At 73.0% G+C, this 18,746-nt stretch carries 13 protein-coding genes; 3 read left to right on the top strand and 10 right to left on the bottom strand.

The window, feature by feature from the left end:
- Window positions 1-33 precede the first annotated feature (33 nt).
- Complete coding sequence (locus ABZ923_RS09710) at window positions 34-810, top strand: transglycosylase SLT domain-containing protein (RefSeq protein ID WP_361469036.1); 777 nt, start codon at window positions 34-36, stop codon at window positions 808-810.
- Window positions 811-908: 98 nt separating this feature from the next.
- Here ABZ923_RS09710 and ABZ923_RS09705 read toward each other — a convergent pair whose 3' ends face one another.
- The gene (locus ABZ923_RS09705) at window positions 909-3,431 is read right to left on the bottom strand and encodes an FHA domain-containing protein (RefSeq protein ID WP_361469033.1); all 2,523 of its coding nucleotides are present in this window, start codon (window positions 3,429-3,431) and stop codon (window positions 909-911) included.
- A 363-nt stretch (window positions 3,432-3,794) separates the two neighbouring features.
- On the opposite strand from ABZ923_RS09705, the gene serB reads away from it, so the two are divergent.
- Window positions 3,795-5,018, top strand: a complete 1,224-nt coding sequence (gene serB / locus ABZ923_RS09700) for a phosphoserine phosphatase SerB (RefSeq protein WP_361469030.1) — start codon at window positions 3,795-3,797, stop codon at window positions 5,016-5,018.
- 97 nt (window positions 5,019-5,115) lie between these two features.
- On the opposite strand, the gene ABZ923_RS09695 is transcribed toward serB, so the two are convergent.
- From ABZ923_RS09695 to ABZ923_RS09680, 4 genes are all read right to left on the bottom strand, one after another.
- The gene (locus ABZ923_RS09695; protein WP_361469028.1) at window positions 5,116-5,634 is read right to left on the bottom strand and encodes a histidine phosphatase family protein; all 519 of its coding nucleotides are present in this window, start codon (window positions 5,632-5,634) and stop codon (window positions 5,116-5,118) included.
- 78 nt (window positions 5,635-5,712) lie between these two features.
- Window positions 5,713-5,919 (bottom strand): hypothetical protein, encoded by a 207-nt coding sequence (locus ABZ923_RS09690; RefSeq protein ID WP_361469025.1) that lies wholly within the window; start codon window positions 5,917-5,919, stop codon window positions 5,713-5,715.
- Window positions 5,920-6,092: 173 nt separating this feature from the next.
- Window positions 6,093-6,212 (bottom strand): SGM_5486 family transporter-associated protein, encoded by a 120-nt coding sequence (locus ABZ923_RS09685; protein WP_279577607.1) that lies wholly within the window; start codon window positions 6,210-6,212, stop codon window positions 6,093-6,095.
- Window positions 6,213-6,269: 57 nt separating this feature from the next.
- Window positions 6,270-7,682, bottom strand: coding sequence for an MFS transporter (locus ABZ923_RS09680; RefSeq protein ID WP_361469022.1), 1,413 nt, complete (start codon window positions 7,680-7,682; stop codon window positions 6,270-6,272).
- 70 nt (window positions 7,683-7,752) lie between these two features.
- Between ABZ923_RS09680 and ABZ923_RS09675 the strand changes: the two genes are divergently transcribed.
- Window positions 7,753-8,445 carry a FadR/GntR family transcriptional regulator gene (locus ABZ923_RS09675; protein WP_361469019.1) on the top strand — a complete coding sequence of 231 codons (693 nt, stop codon included), beginning with the start codon at window positions 7,753-7,755 and terminating at the stop codon, window positions 8,443-8,445.
- Here the strand turns inward: ABZ923_RS09675 and ABZ923_RS09670 are convergent.
- From ABZ923_RS09670 to ABZ923_RS09650, 5 genes are all read right to left on the bottom strand, one after another.
- On the bottom strand, window positions 8,423-8,773 hold the full coding sequence (locus ABZ923_RS09670; protein ID WP_361469017.1) for a hypothetical protein: 351 nt from the start codon (window positions 8,771-8,773) through the stop codon (window positions 8,423-8,425). The genes ABZ923_RS09675 and ABZ923_RS09670 overlap by 23 nt on opposite strands.
- A gap of 156 nt (window positions 8,774-8,929) precedes the next feature.
- Window positions 8,930-9,697 (bottom strand): enoyl-ACP reductase FabI, encoded by a 768-nt coding sequence (gene fabI / locus ABZ923_RS09665; protein ID WP_361469014.1) that lies wholly within the window; start codon window positions 9,695-9,697, stop codon window positions 8,930-8,932.
- A 5-nt stretch (window positions 9,698-9,702) separates the two neighbouring features.
- A complete protein-coding gene (gene fabG, locus ABZ923_RS09660; protein ID WP_361469011.1) occupies window positions 9,703-10,422 on the bottom strand; it encodes a 3-oxoacyl-[acyl-carrier-protein] reductase in 720 nt (239 codons plus the stop codon).
- 184 nt (window positions 10,423-10,606) lie between these two features.
- Window positions 10,607-12,082, bottom strand: a complete 1,476-nt coding sequence (locus ABZ923_RS09655; RefSeq protein WP_361469008.1) for a hypothetical protein — start codon at window positions 12,080-12,082, stop codon at window positions 10,607-10,609.
- 5 nt (window positions 12,083-12,087) lie between these two features.
- Window positions 12,088-18,606 (bottom strand): hypothetical protein, encoded by a 6,519-nt coding sequence (locus ABZ923_RS09650; RefSeq protein WP_361469005.1) that lies wholly within the window; start codon window positions 18,604-18,606, stop codon window positions 12,088-12,090.
- Window positions 18,607-18,746: the final 140 nt, after the last annotated feature.

The raw sequence follows: 18,746 nt of genomic DNA, 5'->3' as shown, positions 1-18,746 counted from the left end.
GACCTCCGCGCTATCCGAAGAGGTCCATCAGCCATGCCCAAGAACTTCCTCAACCGATCTCATAGTCGTGCGCTGACCAAGCAGCACAAGATCGCCGTCGCCGGTGTCGCCGTCCTCGGCACCGCCGCCGTGGCCCTGTCGGCCGCCCCGAGCAGCGCCGAGACCGTGACCACCGGCGCCCCGGCCACCACCGCCCAGGTCGCCACCACCCAGGTCGCCTCCGGCACCGTCCTGCACAACGTCAAGGGTGCGATCACGGACCAGCTCGCCGCCGGCAACGTCAAGGTCGACACCTTCGCGGCGCAGAAGAAGGCCGCCGACGCCGCCGCCGCGAAGAAGGCCGCCGCCAAGGCTGCCGTGGAGGCCGCCGTGAAGAAGGCCGCCGCCGACGCCGCCGCCAAGCAGGCCGCGCAGCAGCACGCCGCCAAGGCCGCCGTCACCCGCTCCGCGGAGCGCCCGCAGATGGAGACGGTCGCCGCGAAGACGTACTCCAACAACCTCGACGGCTGGATCCGCCAGGCCCTGGACATCATGAAGTCCAAGGGCATCCCGGGCAGCTACAGCGGCCTGCACCGCAACATCATGCGGGAGTCCTCCGGCAACCCCATGGCCATCAACAACTGGGACATCAACGCCATCAACGGCATCCCGTCCAAGGGCCTGCTGCAGGTCATCCCGCCCACCTTCCAGACCTACCACGTCGCGGGCACGTCCTGGAACATCTACGACCCGGTCGCGAACATCACCGCCGCCGCCAACTACGCGGCTCACCGGTACGGCTCCATCGACAACGTCAACAGCGCGTACTGAGGCCCTGGCGCGGGACCTCTGCGACGTAACGCCGAAGGGCGGCACCCCATCTCGGGGCGCCGCCCTTCGGCGTCGTTGCCGGTGCGGACCGGGCGCGGCTACTTGCGCATGACCTCCGGCTCGTGGCGGCGCAGGAAGCGCGCCACGAAGAAGCCGCAGAGCACGCCGAGCGCGATCAGCGCGATCATGTCCCCGGCCCAGGCGCCCACCGTGTGGTTCCACAGCGGGTCGTTGTCGCCGGCGGTCTCCGGCGGGCTGATCCGGTTGAAGTCCAGCGTGGTGCCGGCCGCGGCGACCGCCCAGCGGGACGGCATCAGGTACGAGAACTCGTTGACGCCGACCGTGCCGTGCAGGGCGAACAGGCAGCCGGTGAAGACGACCTGGATGATCGCGAACATGACCAGCAGCGGCATGGTCTTCTCGGCGGTCTTCACCAGCGAGGAGATGATCAGGCCGAACATCATCGCGGCGAAGCCGAGCCCCATGATCGGCAGGGACAGCTCCAGCAGGGTGGCGTGCCCGAGGACGAGGCCCTTGTCCGGGATCTCACGCCGGCCGAAGCCGATGACGCCGACCAGCAGCCCCTGGAACCCGGTGATCACGCCGAGCACGACCACCTTCGACATCAGGTACGCCGACCGGGACAGGCCGGTGGCGCGCTCCCGCTCGTAGATCACCCGTTCCTTGATCAGCTCGCGGACGGAGTTGGCGGCACCGGCGAAGCAGGCGCCCACGGCCAGGATCAGCAGCACGGTGGTGGCGGTGCCGTTGGGCACGATCTGGCCGGTCTGCGGGTTGGGTCCGTTGGGCAGCAGGCCGCGGTCCGGGTGGATCAGCAGACTGACCGAGCCGATCACGGCCGGCAGGAGCACCATCAGGGCCAGGAAGCCGCGGTCCGAGGCGATGACCGACACATAGCGCCGCACCAGGGTGACGAACTGGGAGAACCAGCCCTGCGGCTTGGGCGGCCTGATCGCCTGCATCGGCGGCATCTGGACCGCCTGCGGGGCGACCGAGTCGACGTCCGCGGCGTACATCTGGTAGTGCTGCGAGCCCTTCCAGCGGCCCGCCCAGTCGTAGTCGCGGTAGTTCTCGAAGGCGGAGAAGACGTCGGCCCAGCTGTCGTAGCCGAAGAAGTTCAGCGCCTCCTCCGGCGGGCCGAAGTAGGCGACCGCGCCGCCCGGCGCCATCACCAGCAGCTTGTCGCACAGCGCCAGCTCGGCCACCGAGTGGGTGACGACGAGGACGGTGCGGCCGTCGTCGGCGAGGCCGCGCAGCAGCTGCATGACGTCGCGGTCCATGCCCGGGTCGAGACCGGAGGTCGGCTCGTCCAGGAAGATCAGCGACGGCTTGGTGAGCAGCTCCAGGGCCACCGACACGCGCTTGCGCTGACCGCCGGAGAGCGAGGTGACCTTCTTGTCCTTGTGGATGTCGAGCTTCAGCTCGCGCAGCACCTCGTCGATGCGGGCGTCGCGCTCGGCCGCCGTGGTGTCGGCCGGGAAGCGCAGCTTCGCCGCGTACTTCAGGGCCTTCTTGACGGTCAGCTCCTTGTGCAGGATGTCGTCCTGCGGGACCAGACCGATGCGCTGACGCAGCTCGGCGAACTGCTTGTACAGGTTCCGGTTGTCGTACAGGACCTCGCCCTGGTTGGCGGGCCGGTAGCCGGTGAGCGCCTTGAGCAGGGTGGACTTGCCGGAACCCGAGGGTCCGATCACGGCGACCAGCGACTTCTCCGGTACGCCGAAGGAGACGTCCCTCAGGATCTGCTTGCCGCCGTCGACCGTGACGGTCAGATGGCGGGCCGAGAAGGAGACCTCACCGGTGTCGACGAACTCCTCGAGCCGGTCGCCGACGATCCGGAACGTGGAGTGGCCGACGCCGACGATGTCGCTCGGGCCGAGCAGCGCCGAGCCGCCCTTGGCGATCGGCTGGCCGTTGACGTACGTGCCGTTGTGCGAGCCGAGGTCGCGGATCTCGAAGCGGCCGTCGGGCGTGGCGTGGAACTCGGCGTGGTTGCGGGAGACCTGCAGGTCGGAGACGACCAGGTCGTTCTCCAGGGCACGTCCGATGCGCATCACGCGGCCGAGCGCGAACTCGTGGAACGTGGTCGGGCTGCGGTCCCCGTGGACCGGCGGCGCCCCCGCGCCGCCACCGGGCGGCTGCGCGTACGGCTCGGCCGCGGCGGCCTGCTGCGGGAACGCGGGCTGCTGCTGCCAGTCCGGCTGGGGCGCCTGCGGGCTCTGCTGGGCCCAGCCGGGCGCGCCCGCGCCCTGGGCCGCGTACGGCGCCGCCGCCTGCGGCTGCTGCGCCGGGCCGCCGACCGGTGCGGCGGCCGCGGACAGGTTCAGCCGCGGTCCGTCGGTCGCGTTGCCGAGGTGCAGCGCCGAGCCGGCGCCCAGCTCCATGTGCTGGATCCGCTGCCCCTGCACGTACGTGCCGTTGGTGCTGCCGTGGTCCTCGATGACCCAACTGCGCCCGTTGAAGCTGATCGTGGCGTGCCGCCAGGAGACCCTGGCGTCGTCGAAGACGATGTCCCCCTGCGGATCGCGTCCGAGGATGTATGCCCTGGACGGATCAAGCGTCCAGGTACGTCCGTTTGTTTCGAGTACGAGTTCCGGCACTCCATGCCCCACTGAGTTGTCCCCCGAATTACCCCCGTCGCGGGGAGTCTAGGGATGTCGAACATCGTGGGGAACTATTTCAGGCTCGGCCCCCTGACCGAAACCCGGCCCTTGCCGAGAGCTTCCGTCGGGTGCTCCAACTCGCCCTCGGCGGCGCCGCGCCGCGCGGAGGCGTCCCCTGGACCTGCCGTCCGGGGCAACCCGTGGGACCCTCGTGGTGGAGCCGGGTCGGTGCCGCTCCCGCGGGCGGTGTCGGTTTCCGGTGGAAAGATCCCTGACACCGGAACGACACCCAGGGTTCCGTGTCCGTCAGGCGGACCTCGGCAGCGGGAGGCACTGGGTGCCGGATACGGTGGTGACACCATGAGCGCTTCGCAGACCTCCGCTTCGCAGACCTCCGAGGTCCCCACCCTCCTCGTCAAGATCTTCGGCAAGGACAGGCCGGGCATCACGGCCGGCCTCTTCGACACGCTTGCCGCCTACCTCGTCGACGTGGTCGACATCGAGCAGGTCGTCACCCGGGGCCGCCTGGTGCTGTGCGCGCTGATCACCCAGCCGCCGGCCGGCCTGGAGGGTGACCTCAGGGCCACCGTGCACAGCTGGGCCGAGTCGCAGAAGATGCAGGCGGAGATCCTCTCCGGGCGCGGCGACAACCGTCCGCGCGGGCTCGGACGCTCGCTGGTGACCGTGCTCGGCCACCCGCTCACCGCCGAGTCGACGGCGGCCGTCGCCGCGCGGATCGCCAAGGTGGGCGGCAACATCGACCGTATCTTCCGGCTCGCCAAGTACCCGGTGACCGCGGTGGAGTTCGCCGTCTCCGGGGTGGAGACCGAGCCGCTGCGCACGGCCCTGGTGTCCGACGCGGCGGCACTGGGTGTCGACATCGCGGTGGTCGCGGCGGGCCTGCACCGGCGGGCCCAGCGGCTGGTGGTCATGGACGTGGACTCGACCCTGATCCAGGACGAGGTCATCGAGCTGTTCGCCGCGCACGCCGGCTGCGAGGACCGGGTCGCCGAGGTGACGGCGGCGGCGATGCGCGGGGAGCTGGACTTCGAGCAGTCGCTGCACGCGCGCGTGGCGCTGCTGAAGGGCCTGGACGCGTCGGTGGTGGAGAAGGTGCGCAAGGAGGTCCGGCTGACCCCGGGCGCGCGCACGCTGATCCGCACCCTGAAGCGCCTCGGCTACCAAGTGGGCGTGGTCTCCGGCGGCTTCACCCAGGTCACCGACGATCTGAAGGAGCGGCTGGGCCTGGACTTCGCGCAGGCCAACACCCTGGAGATCGTCGACGGCAAGCTGACCGGCCGGGTCACCGGCGAGATCGTGGACCGCGCGGGCAAGGCGCGGCTGCTGCGCCGGTTCGCCGCGGAGGCCGGGGTGCCGCTGTCACAGACGGTGGCGATCGGCGACGGCGCCAACGACCTGGACATGCTGAACGCGGCCGGGCTGGGCGTGGCCTTCAACGCCAAGCCGGTGGTGCGCGAGGCCGCCCACACGGCGGTGAACTTCCCCTTCCTCGACACGGTGCTCTACCTGCTCGGCATCACCCGGGAAGAGGTCGAGGCCGCCGACATGCACGACGAGGACTGAGCGGGCCCCGGCCCGCGCGCGTCCGGTCACCGGGAGGGCCCGGCACCCTGTGCGGTGCCGGGCCCTGCCGTCGTCGGCGTTCCGCCCGGGCGGCGGGTCAGTCGGAGGGGGCCCAGTAGTCCGTGAGCCTGGCCACGGCGGGCTCCAGGCTCTTCCAGGGGCCGTCGAAGGTCAGCAGCGCGAAGGCGGCGGCGGGGAAGCCGCGGCGGTTCATCCGTTCGCGGGCGTCGTCCTCGGCCGAGCCGGCCAGGATGTCGGCCAGGCCGTGCACGCCGGGGTTGTGGCCGATCAGGATCACCTGGTGCGCCTCGTCCGGGAGCTCGTTGAGCACGGCGATCAGCTCGCCGGGCGAGGCCTCGTAGATCCGCTCCTCGTAGACGGTTTTCGGCCGGTGGGCCAGCTCGTGGACGGCGAGCTTCCAGGTCTCGCGGGTGCGGGTCGCCGTGGAGCACAGGGCCAGGTCGAAGGTGATGCCGGTGTCGGCCAGCTTGCGTCCGGCGACTGCGGCGTCCGTGCGGCCCCGCTCGGCGAGCGGGCGCTCGTGGTCGGGGACCTGGGGCCAGTCGGCTTTCGCATGCCGGAAGAGGACGATCCTGCGGGGTTCTGCGACGCTCATGGGACCCAGCTTCGCATGAAACAGGCCACCCGGCGCAGGGAGTTGACATGCGGATTCACCGCGCGAGGGGGCTTGCCTTCAGCGCGCGAGGAGCAGCTGGGCGCGCTCCAGGAGGCGCGCGATCGCCGGGTCGCCGCTCGCCGCGTGGGCCTCGGCCGGGTCCAGTACGAGGGCGAGCAGCGCGAGGAACGCGAGGGCGGGCAGGGCGAGCGCCCACCAGGGCAGCCTGATGTCGACGCCGCCCGTGGTGGCCGGGTGGGGCCGGGAGTGGATACGGGTCGGCATGATCGCCTCCGTGGGACTTCGAGCGGATCCGGGACCGCCGGGTGCGGTCTCCTCTCGAAGCTACGGAATCGGGGGCCGCCGGCCCATCCGGGCTTCCACCCAGTCGACCCTGAGCCTTTCCCCCTAGGGGATGGGGGGGCCAGCCCCACCATCGGCGCGGCGGGACGCCGCCGTCACGGGGACGCGAGGGTCGCCACGACGGCGATGATCACGAAGATGGCGAGGAACGCACCGAAGACGAGCAGCATCTTCTTCTGGCCGTTCTGCGGGTTCGGGTCGAGCACAGGCTGCATGCGCCCAGTCTCGCACCACGGGTCCCGCACGGCGGCGCCGGGGCACCCGGGCGGGGGTCAGCGTGTCGCCTCGTCCTCCACCGTGCGGTCGCGGCCCGCCAGGAAGCCCACCGCCGTCTGCGGCACCATCAGGGCCGCCATGAGGGCGATCGGCAGCCCCCAGCCGCCGCTCTGCTGGTAGAGCACACCGACCAGCAGCGGGCCGGGAATGGAGATCAGATAGCCGGTGCTCTGCGCGAACGCGGACAGCTGGGCCACGCCCGGCCCGCTGCGGGCCCGCATGCCGACCATGGTCAGCGCGAGCGGGAACGCGCAGTTGGAGACGCCGAGCAGCACCGCCCAGGCCCAGGCGCCGCCGGCCGGGGCAAGGTACAGCCCGGCGTACCCGGCGAGGCCGCAGGCGCCCAGGACGAGCACGATCGGCCCCTGGTGGGGCAGCCGGGTGGCGACCCGCGGGATGACGAAGGCCAGCGGCACGCCCATCACCATGGTGACGGCGAGCAGCACGCCCGCGGTGCCTGCGGGGACTCCGGCGTCCCGGAAGATCTGCGGCATCCAGCCCATGGTGACGTAGGCGGCGGTGGCCTGGAGGCCGAAGAAGGCGGCGAGCGCCCAGGCGGTGCGGCTGCGGGTGATGCGCAGCGGTGCCTGCTGCCGGGCCGACCCGCGCACCGGTTCCTGCGGCACGGCCGACCCGCGCACCGGTTCCTGCGGCACGGCCGACCCGCGTACCGGTTCCTGCGGCACGGCCGACCCGCGCACGGGTTCCTGCGGCCGGGCGGTGCCGCGGTCGCGGACGAGCGGCAGCCAGGGCAGCACGGCCGCGGCGGCTAGCGCCGCCCACACGGCGAGGCCGCCCCGCCAGCCGCCGCCCAGGGCGTCGGTCAGGGGGACGGTCACCGCGGCGGCGACGGAGGTGCCGAGGGCGAGGGCCATCGAGTACAGGCCGGTCATGGAGCCGACCCGGTCCGGGAACCAGCGCTTGACGATGACCGGCATCAGGACGTTGCTGACGGCGATGCCCATCAGGGCGAGCGCGCTGGCGGCCAGGAATCCGGCCGTGCTGCCGAGGTAGGGCCGGATGAGCAGGCCGGCGGCGATGGCGGCCATGCCGGCGCACACCACGGCGGCCGGGCCGAAGCGGCGGGCCAGCCGGGGCGCGGTGACGCCGAAGACGGCGAAGCACAGCGGGGGCACGGAGGTGAGCAGGCCGGCCACGCTGCCGCTCATGCCGAGCCCGTCACGGACCTCCTCCAGGAGGGCGCCGAGGCTGGTGATGGCCGGGCGGAGGTTCAGCGCGGAGAGCACGATGCCGGCGACGACCAGCCGGGTCGCCCACGCGCGCGTGCGGTCCGCGCCGGGTTTCGCCTCCCGGGGGCGCGGCCTGCCGGCCGTACCGCGCTCGGCCGACGACATCGCCGTACGGGTGGGCACTGTCCGGGTTTCCTCACTAGCCATGGGACCCATCATAGAATCATGGGATGATTGGTCGTCCACGCCCTCGGGTCCCACGCCCCGGGCTGTCGTGCGAAGGTGTGCCATGCCCTTGAGCCACCCGCGCCGGTCGGCGCTGTCCGAACAGGTCATCGCCGCACTGCGTACCCAGATCACCTCGGGCGAGTGGCCCGTCGGCTCGCGCATCCCGACCGAGCCGGAGCTGGTCGAGCAGCTCGGGGTCGCGCGCAACACCGTCCGCGAGGCCGTCCGCGCACTCGCGCACAACGGCCTGCTGGACATCCGCCAGGGCTCGGGCACGTACGTCGTGGCCACCAGCGAGCTGGCCGGCGTGATGCACCGGCGCTTCGCCGGCGCCGACCCGCGGCACATCGCGGAGCTGCGGTCCACGCTGGAGTCGGCCGCGGCGAAGCTCGCCGCGGAACGGCGCACCGAGAAGGACCTCAGGCAGCTGGACACGCTGCTGGCGCGGCGCGAGGAGGCCTGGGAGACCGGCGACGCGGAGGCCTTCGTGACGGCCGACGCCACCTTCCATCTGGCCGTGGTCGCCGCCTCCCACAACGACGTGATGACCGCGATGTACGCCGACCTCGGCGAGGTGCTGCGGGACTGGCTGCGCGCGGACGTCGGGGCGGAGCTGACGCCCGAGACCCACATGGACCACACCCGCCTGGTCGACGCGATCCGCGCGGGCGACACGCAGGCGGCGGCGGTGGAGGCCGCGAGCTATCCGTTCCTGTGCGATCCGAGCCGGTTCACCGCGCCTTCTGGTGGCTGATCCAGACCGAGCGGACCTCCTTCCAGCACCGGCCGGTCAGCCGTACGGTCATGGCGGGCCCGGCGTCCACCGGGGCGCTGTCCGTGTCGATGTCCCACCAGCGGTCGCACTCGATGTGCAGCCGCACCCGGTCGGTGTCGACATAGGGGTTGTGGCAGTAGACCACCACGCGGGAGCCCCGCACGGTGGTACGGCAGGAGGCGCCGAACCGGCTCGGCGCGGGCGGCTTGCCGTCACTCACGCGCGCGTGGGACAGCGCGTCGTACGGCAGCGAGAGGACGACGGCGAGGGCCACGGTCACCGGGGCCAGGCTGCGGGACAGGCGCACAAGGGGACCTCCTCGGCCGGGCTGCGGAGGGACGTGCGGGGGACGGCGTAATCCAGGGTGCGCCGTCGGTGCGGCGGCGGCCCGGCCGGTGAGCCGAACGGGTGACGCCCCGCTCCCCGCGCGGGCGGGAAACGGGGCGTCGGTACGGTCCGGAGGTCAGGCGCCGATGGCGTGCAGGCCGCCGTCGACGTGGATGATCTCGCCCGTGGTCTTCGGGAACCAGTCGCTCAGCAGGGCGACGACACCGCGGCCGGCCGGCTCCGGGTCCTTCAGGTCCCACTCCAGCGGGGAACGGCTGTCCCAGACGGAGGCCAGCTCGCCGAAGCCCGGGATGGACTTGGCGGCCATGGAGCCGATCGGGCCCGCCGAGATGAGGTTGCAGCGGATGTTCTGCTTGCCCAGGTCGCGCGCCATGTAGCGGTTGGTCGCCTCCAGGGCGGCCTTGGCCGGGCCCATCCAGTCGTACTGCGGCCAGGCGTACTGGGCGTCGAAGGTGAGGCCGACGACCGAGCCGCCGTTCTGCATCAGCGGCAGGCACGCCATGGTCAGCGACTTCAGGGAGAACGCCGAGACGTGCATGGCGGTGGCCACCGACTCGAACGGCGTGTTCAGGAAGTTGCCGCCGAGGGCGTCCTGCGGGGCGAAACCGATGGAGTGGACGATGCCGTCCAGGCCGCCCAGCTCCTCGCCGACGACGTCGGCCAGGCGCGCGAGGTGCTCCTCGTTCGTCACGTCCAGCTCGATGACCTTGGTCGGCTTCGGCAGCTTCTTGGCGATGCGCTCGGTCAGCGTGGGCCGCGGGAACGCGGTCAGGATGATCTCGGCGCCCTGCTCCTGGGCGAGCTTGGCGACGTGGAAGGCGATGGAGGACTCCATCAGCACACCGGTGACGAGGATGCGCTTGCCCTCGAGGATTCCGCTCATGGTGATCAGTGACCCATTCCCAGTCCGCCGTCAACCGGGATGACGGCTCCAGTGATGTACGAGGCGTCGTCCGAGGCGAGGAACCGCACCGTCGCGGCGATCTCCTCGGGCTGCGCGTAACGGCCGAGCGGCACCTGCGAGACGATGTTCTGGCGCTGTTCGTCGCTCAGCACCTTCGTCATGTCGGTGTCGACGAAGCCGGGCGCGACGACGTTGAAGGTGATGTTGCGCGAGCCCAGCTCCCGGGCGAGGGACCGCGCGAAGCCGACCAGGGCCGCCTTGGAGGCGGCGTAGTTCGCCTGCCCCGCCGAGCCGAGCAGCCCGACCACGGACGAGATCAGGACGACCCGGCCCTTCTTGGCGCGCAGCATGCCGCGGTTGGCACGCTTGACGACCCGGAAGGTGCCGGTGAGGTTGGTGTCGATGACCGAGGTGAAGTCCTCCTCGGACATGCGCATCAGGAGCTGGTCCTTGGTGACGCCCGCGTTGGCGACCAGGACCTCGACCGGACCGTGCTGGTCCTCGATCTCCTTGTAGGCCTGCTCCACCTGCTCCGGGTCGGTGATGTCGCACTTGACGGCCAGGCAGCCCAGTTCCGTCAGGGCGGCCGGCGGCTCACCCGAGCGGTACGTGATCGCGACCTGGTCGCCGGCGTCGGCGAATGCGCGGGCGATGGCGAGGCCGATGCCCCGGTTGCCTCCGGTGACGAGAACCGAGCGGCTCAACGGATCACCCTTTCGATAGCGTCCTACACATCCCGCCCGAACTCCTGGATGACAGGCGGCTTCATCGAAAACCTATCGGTACCACCATGCGCGGGGACAAGCGGGCACCGACAGTGGCTCACGGGAGACCCTGTGGGATTCCTACAGTCCGGCCCCTCGCCGGCGCGTTCTCGCCACCCGCCGGCTAGGTGTCGCGTCCCCAGCGGAGATCGGCGGCGGTCAGCTTCGCACACAGGTCGTCGAGGTGGTCGTCCTCCAGCACCTTGCGGTGGGAGAGCGTGTTGCGCGCCCTGACCACGGCCGCCAGCAGGAGCCGCTCGTCCATCGGCAGCGAGACGTGCCCCCGCAGACAGGCCCGCTCCAGTTCGGACGCCTCCGCGGACAGGAAGGTGCGCTCCGGGCGGGTGGTGTGGTCCATGAGCCGATTGCGCACGTAGAGCTCCACCAGCTCCCGGACCGGCCGGTTCGCGTACGACAGCGCCAGCTCCGCGAGCCGCCGGCGCGCCTCCTCCAGCCACGGCATGAGGACCCGGGCCTGCGCCTGGCCGACCAGGACGCTGAGCTGGTCCGGGCGTCCCTCGCCACCGTCGGCGTGCCAGAGGGCGGGGTGCAGCCGGGTTCTGCCCTCCCAGGCCTGCACGACTCCGCGCGCCCAGGCCTCGCGCAGTGCCGACGGCGGCTTGTGCTGCAGGGCCGCCCCGCTGCGCACCGGCGGGCAGTCGGCGCCCCGCTCGGGGGCCCGGGCCGCCAGGCACGCGCGCAGGCACTCGTCGAGGGAACGGTCGCTGCCGTCCCAGCAGTCGAACAGCTCCGCCGCGAGGGCCAGGTCCGCCCCGCACAGCTCACCGACCACCTCGGCGCGCAGCGCCCGCAGGACGCGGGTCCGCAGGAGGGTGCCGCCGGTGGCGGTCCGGTGGCGGTCGGTGCCGCGCAGTCCGTCCAGGAGCGTGGCGCTGTCCAGCCGGCCCACGGTGCCCCACCACCAGTGCACCGAGGTCGTGGCCAGTTCCAGCTCCAGCTCGTCGGGCAGCTGCGGCGGCAGGTCCCGCAGCCGGCCGGTGACCATCACCCGGGGACGCTGCTGCGGAAGCAGCCCGACGTCCTTGACGGCGGCGTCCAGGGCGCGCACCAGGCGGGCGACGTCGTGCCCGCGCTCGCCCGCGGCCCCCTGCCGGACGTCGGGCTCCAGCCACGCCCGTATGCCGATGACGGGCCGCCAGTGCGCGCCGGGGGCGGTCAGCTCGTCGACCGCGCGCTCCGGGGCGACGGAGAGCCCCTTGGCGAGCCGGGTCATCAGCTCCGACGGTCCGCCGCCGGTGGGGGCGGGCAGCGGTTCCCGGCGGGGCCCCGGCAGGTCCCAGCCGATGTCGAAGCCGTCGTCGAACCCGTCGAGCAGCGGGACGTCCGCGGTGACGAGCGGGTGCGGAAGGGGTTCCGCGGGCACCGGCTCGGCCCGCACGGTACCGGGCTCGGGCACCTGGACGTGTTCGGGCGAGCGAGCCAGCACCGCGCGGTGCAGTTCTTCGGCGTACCCGGCCACGACCAGGTGGTCCGGCAGCAGCCACACGCAGTTGCGGCCGGCGGCCAGATCCTCGGTGATGCGCTCGATCTGACCGCGTACCCCGGGGAGCGCGGCCAGTTCGTCCCCCGTGAGATCCACCGCCCTCACTCCCCCGTACGCGCGCGTACCGCGCGGAACGTCACCGGGTCGACCGCGATGCCGTCCGGTACGGCGTCGATGAGGCCGAGCCGGTCCAGCCGGGCGAGCCAGGTCTCGGTCTCCGGCTCGGGCAGCTCCACGGCCAGGGCGACCTGGTCGATGGGGACGCCCTGGCCCTCGCTGACGTAGCCGTTCCACAGGCCCAGCAGGTGCAGGTCGCGCATGTCCAGACCGGCGGCCTCGCAGTGCCGGTCGAGGTTGTCCGGCCGCCGGATGGCCCGCCCGATCTTCTCCAGCGCGCTGTCGAGCGTCGCGCCGTTGACGGTGACCTCGGCGATGGCGGGCTCGACCCAGGTGGCCCAGCCGCCCGTGGTCCGGATCAGCCGGGTGCGGTCGGCCTTGGACACGAAGGGGCACTCGGGCCAGGCCCGCAGGCTCTCCACCGACCAGCGCTCCGGCCGCAGGAACCGGACGGGCAGCGGCTCCGCCCCCTGGGGTTCCTGCACCGCCCCGACGGTCAGCGCGTCGGCCACGACGAACACCGAGCGGTGGTTGGACCGCTTGCGGCCCTCGGCCTGCTGCACGAGGGCGTCCGCGGCCGGCCCCGCGTGCTCCACGCACAGGCGTACGGCGGCCAGCAGCGCGTCCGCGTCGATGCCGCGCAGATCGAGCGCGAGGACGTAGTTCCTGCGCAGCCTGGAGGCGTCGGTGAGGTGGGCGCGCAGGTCGTCCTGGGCGCCCACCCTGCGCACCTCCACACCCCGCGCCTCGGCGAAGCGCTCGGTGGCCGTGATCATCAGCTCCGGGCGGTGCAGCCTGGTCGTGCCGATCACGGTGACGCCCGGCTGTGCCGCCTCGTGCAGCTGGCCCTCGGTGAGGGGGCTGTACCGGGTCACGTAGCGGTGCGGATCGCTGCCCATGTAGCGGCCGAGGAGACGGCGCGCCGCGCGCGGGTCGTACTCGTAGGGCTGGCTGAACTCGGTCTCCCGCAGCTCCAGGAGGAGCTCGTCGCGCGTGCCCAGCATGTTGACGACGTTGGGGCTGCGGACGGCGAACCGGGACCGGTCGCCGAGCTGCACCAGCAGGCCCAGGCCGACCATCTCCCTGAGGTAGATCTGCACCTGCTTGACGCCGAGTTCCTGGAACCCCACCTCCCAGGCCTCGCGCGCCCACTGCAACAGCTGTTCGGCGGAGTAGTCGCCGCGGTAGCCGTCCTCGAGGCTGCGCAGGGCTATGACGAGGGTCAGGACGCGGTAGCGGTCCTCCAGGTTGATGGTGAAGCGCAGCCGCTCGGCCAGCCGCGTCCGCACGGTCTCCGAGGCCGCGACCTCCTGGACGTCCGCCTCGGTGATCGGCGTCGGCCGGACCTGCCCGCGCTGGGAACGGCCCTGGAGGGTGCGGACGAGCTCGCTGCAGAAGATCTGCACCAGGTTCGCCTGGTAGTTGGTGATGGCGAGGATCCGCCAGACGAGTTCCGGCCGCTCGAAGACGAAGCCCAGGGCCGCCATGGGTTCGGTGACCAGCCGTACGGCGGCGGTCGGGTTCAGCGGCCCCACCAGCACGTCGGGACCGCCGTGCGCGGTGGAGACGTTGGACAGCTCACCGAAGCGCTGCACCTGGTGCAGGCCGGCGAACACCACCTTGAGCCGCCGGTCCGTCTGCTCCATGAGCTGCTGGAACCGCTTGACGTTCTGGAAGGTGGACTCGCCCCCGGACCGGAACAGCCGGCGCGAGTCGGCGGTGAGGAACGCGTCCGCCTCGTCGGCGAGGATCAGCATCCGGCGGGAGTCGTCGGCGTCCAGCCAGCCGCGTATGGCGTTGGCCACGTGTTCGGGCTGTGCCTGGTCGGACACCTTCTTGGAGTCGATGACCCGCTGCCGCTTCAGGTCGTCGGCGAGCAGTTTCCAGATGCGCTCAGGGGACTCCGCCTGACCGATCTCGGCCTTGACGAGGTCCAGGTAGACGGCGACGTTGGCGTCGGAGCGGCGCGGGAACAGTTCCGCCACCCTGCGCAGCAGCGCGGACTTGCCCAGCTGCCGGCCGCCGTAGAGGAAGAGGCCGCCGTCGGGGTTCATCACCTCCCGGAGTTCCTGGTCACGGCCGTAGAAGACCTCCGGAGGCACGGCCCCGGCGACGAACGGGGTGTAGGGGTCGTACGACGTCCAGGGCAGCGTCACGCGTTGCAGCGCGCGGAAGGCGCCGGGCGCCCGGGCGGCCATCCAGCCGGCCACGGCCGGGTCGACGACGAGCGCCTGCTGGGCCTTGCGGCGCGCGGCCTCGGCGAGGGACCGCCGGCCCTCCAGGCCGAGCGGGTGCAGGTAGAGGACGATGTTGGCGTCGACGTCGGAGTCCTCGAGGTGGGCGAGGGGGCCGTCGGCGCGCTGTTCCTCCCAGATGAGCAGCACGGTGTACGAGGTGGCGCGCGATCCCAGCGCGGCCACGTACCCCGGCGCCTCGATGACGCTCGCGCGCCCCTTGAAGCGGCGCATCCCCTGCCCGATCGGCTCGGCCTGGAAGTGCCCCAGCTGCTTCAGACCGAGCAGCCGCAGCACGCGCGGCACGTGCTGGCTCCAGTCGCTGTTGCGGCCCCTCTTGGTGCACAGCGCCTTCCAGGACGCGATGCCCTGCTCGGCGTTGGCTGTGACCTTCGCCCCGGAGCCGTAGCGGTCGACCCACCATCCGGCGGGGATGCCGTCCCCGCCGGGCGAGGGGGCTCCGGGACCGGTCAGGCCGGCCAGGAACTCGCGGAGCTCGGCCCCCTCGTCGTCCGGGCGGTCCGGCAGGCGCGCGCCGCTCTCCACGAGTGCGAGGAACTCCTGCGCGGTGACCGTGTCGCCCTCGTCGATCAGGCGCAGGATGCGGTCGTGGTCGGACTCGGAGAGCGGGCGCTCCGGGTCGAGCCTGAGGGAGTCGAGCCGCTGCCGCAGCCGCTCGGTCGACTCCGCGACCTTGTCCGTCAGCTCGGCGACCAGGTTCCGCAACGCCTCCAGCGCGTACCGGTAGCGGCCGGCCTCGTCACCGTCCGCGAACTCCTGCAGGCGGCCGGTGAACTCGCGCTCCGTGTCGGAGGGCATCAGGTTGAGCGTCCTGATCTGGGCCAGGTGCGAGGCGGCCAGGCGGTGGTGCTCGGCGATCCGGCGCCGCCAGTCCTTCTCCGCCTCGCGGCACCGCCGTACCGCGTCCTCCAGCCACTCGGCCTGCGCCGCGGCGTCCGCGGCGGGGGCGTCGCCGACCACGCGCACCAGGGCGCGGGCCAGGTGCAGGTCGCCGCGGGCCACGTACTGCTCCAGCGCCGACTCGGCGGACGCCGGGGACAGCAGGCCGGCCAGGACGGCAGCCGTGCGGGGGTCGTCGAGGTCGGGGCGGCCGTCGGCGTCCCGGGGCAGCTCCGGCAGGAACAGCAGGCAGTCGTCCGAGGGGACGATCGCGCCGTCCGCGTCGACCGTCGTCGCCGAGTGGCCGACGGGCTCGGCGGACAGCCACCTGCGCAGCAGGCCGAGCGCGGCGCCACCGACGCCCGGCGGCTCCTCGTAGGCCGTCAGGTCCGCCAGGGCGGTCTCCCACTGGGGTGCCTTGGAGCCCGAGGCGGCCTCCCTGGCCTGCGCGGCGGCGGCCATCGCGGCGGCCTTCGCCGACAGCTCCCCCACCGACCGGATCGTGGCGTGCAGTTGGCGCAGCGCGCCGGAGTGGATGGGTTCCCGGGCCTGCTTCGGGGTGCGGAAGCGGCTGTCGGCGTCCTCGATGAGCCGGTCGACGTACTCACCGCGCCCGAGGTTCTCGCTGAACGTCCTGAGCGTGGCGGCGTCGCCGGAGCCGGAGATCCAGTCCAGTACCGCGCGCAGTGCCTGGTGCAGTTGTCCCGAGGGACCGGTCAGGTACTGCAGGACACGGGACGCACGCTGGTACTTGATCTTCCGGCGCGGGAGGTCCTCCAGCAGGACGCGCGCCGATTCCTCCAGGTCGTCGACGGTGAGGTGGTGTTCCGGCTCGGCCGGTTCCTCGTCCGCTCCCGGCACGAAGACATGGCACTCCCGTACCGCCTCCTTCAGTGCCATCAGCAGGTGCTGCCACGGCTGGGAAAGGCCCGAGGGCATGATGAAGTCGCTCACGACGGCGTGCGGCCAGCCGGCCGTGAGGCCGGAGCGGATCGCGGCGGCCAGCGCCACGAGGTGCGCGTCCCGGTCCTCCACCAGGTGCAGGGCGGTGATGTCGTGCGCCATCTGCACCTGGGTGGCCCCGTCCACGTCGGTGCAGGCGAAGGCGGACGCGAGGAAGGAGAGCGCCTTGGCGCGGTGCGGCTCGTCGTCCGACACCGCCGTCATCCAGTAGGCCTGCGGCAGGTCTCCCCGGGTGACCAGCCGGGCCACGGGGGACGGCTCGTCCAGGTCCGTCCAGGGTGAGGTGGTGTCGGCGGCCGGATCCGGGGCCGGACCGCCGTGGGCGGCGGCGGGCGTGGGTGCGGTGCCGGGCTGCCCGGACGCGGACGGGGAGGTGCGCGCGACGGCGGACGTGGGTGCGGTGCCGGGCTGCCCTGACGTGGACGGGGAAGTGCGCGCGACGGCTGCGGCAGGCTCCGGCGCGGGGTGAGCCACGGGGGCCGGCTTGGCCGCCGGCTGCGGTTGCGGCACCGGTTCGGGCAGCGGCTGGGGCTGCTGCACCGGTTCGGGCTGGGGCACCGGTTCCGGCTGCGGCTGTGGTGCGCGCGGTGGTTCCGGCTGGGGCACCGGCTCCCGCTCCGGTCCCGTCGCCGCCACCGGCTCCGAGGGCTCCGGCCCCGGCTCCGGCTGGAGGGCCTCCGCGAGGTCCTGGTGCTGCGAGGCGGCCTCGGGCACCGGCTGGGCGGGGGTCGGCGGCACGGCGGTCGCCGGCGCCCTCTGCGGTTCCGCCACCTGCCGCGCCGCCGGCTCCGCCGGGCCCCGCTCCGCGGCGGCGGCCCCGTCGGAAGCCGTGCTGCCGGTGGAGGCCGTGCCGTCGGCGGAGGCCCTGTCGGACACGGTGCTGTCGACAGCGAAGCCGTCGGCGGAGGCCGGTTCGTCGGCGGAGGCCGGGCCGACGGTGGGCACCGTGCCGTCGGCCGAGGCCGATCCGTCGGAAGCCGCGCTGCCGGTGGAGGCCCTGCCGTCAGCCGAGGCGGGGCCGACGACGGAGACCGAACCACCGGCGGAAGCCGGGCCGTCGGAAGCCGCGCTGCCGGTGAAGGCCCTGCCGTCAGCGGAGGCCGGACCGACGACGGAGACCGTGCCGTCGGCGGACGCCGATCCGTCGGCGGAAGCCCGTCCGTCGGTCGAGGCTGGACCGGCGAAAGCCGGGCCGCCGGCGCACGCCGATCCGTCAGTGGAAGCCGGTCCGGCGGAAGCCGTGCCGTCGGCGGAAACCAGTCCGTCGGCCGAGCCCGGGCCGGCGGAAGCTGCGCCGCCGGCGGAAGCCGCGCCGTCAGTGGAGGCCGGTCCGTCGGAAGCCGTGCCGCTGGCCGAAGCCGTGCCGCCGGCGGAAGCCGATCCGGCGGCGGTCGGCAGGTCGTCGCCGCCCAGGACGGACGCCAGCGCCGTCATCCGGTCGCGGATGCCGTCGAGGGCCATCCGCAGGCCCTCCGCCTCCGCCTCCTCGTCCGCGTCGGCGATCAGCCGCTCGTACTGGTCGGCGCGCCGGCGCAGTTTCTGGAGCTGGGCCCGTGCCTCCGCCCGTTCCTGCCGGAGCCGGTCGAGCCGGTCGAGTTCCGTCTCCAGGTCGGCGTACCCGGCCTCGGAGGGCCAGTGCCCCTCCTGTGCGGACAGCGTCCCCGCCACCCGCGCGCGTTCACGGAGCCAGTCGGCGAGGAGGGCTTCCGTCCGCTCCGGCGCCGCGGGCGTCCTGCCGTCCCGCACCGCGGCCGCGGCCTCGCCGAGGGCGCCCGCCAGTGCCGCGCCGGCCGAGCGCAGACCGGCCACGGCCCGGCGGACGGCGTCGGTCCCGGGCTCCGCGGAGAGGCCGTCCGGGGACACGCCGGCCGACTCCCCCTCAGGGCCCTCGTCCTTCCGGCCACCGCCCACCGCCGCCACCTCCGCACCGTCGTACCCCACCCGTGTCCCCCGCTCCTCCCGCACCGCCCGCCGGTCCGTCGTCCCGGCCTCCCGCGTCAGCGCCGGGCCGATCCGCCGGGCGTCCGGCGGAGGTTCGCGATCGGCCGCGGCCACGCAGCGGGCCAGGTGGGCCGCGGCCACCTCCGCCGCGGGCAGGCGGCCCAGGGCTTCCGGGGCCAGCAGCCCGTACAGCGCGCAGCGGGCCGGTCCCGGCTCCAGCACCTCGAGCATGGTGACCAGGTCCGACGCGGAGGGGTGCGCCACAACCTCCCGCGCGAAGCCGTAGGTGCCGACGAGCGCGCGAGAGGCCCACGCGACACCGCAGGCCGCGACCCCGTGCAGCATCGGCTCGCTCGCCGTGGTCAGCCACACGCGCACGGACTGGGCCTCTCGCCGCGAGGCCGCCTGGGCGTCCTTGCCGCCCTCCTTGACGCGCCGCAGGTGCACGCACTGCCTGCGCCGCAAGCACTGATGGTGTGTCAACAACCCCCGCATGCCGCGCTCGTCGAGCGACAGCAGCCACGAACGGAACTCCCGCCCCCAACCTTGCATGGGGAGATACTGACACCTGCCACTGACAACGAGACCGCGATACCGGAAAACTC

The organism is Streptomyces sp. NPDC046881, assembly GCF_040645015.1.
Taxonomy (GTDB): Bacteria; Actinomycetota; Actinomycetes; order Streptomycetales; family Streptomycetaceae; genus Streptomyces.
The sequence above is the reverse complement of the archived record's forward strand: the minus strand, read 5'-3'. Positions and strand labels throughout refer to the sequence as shown.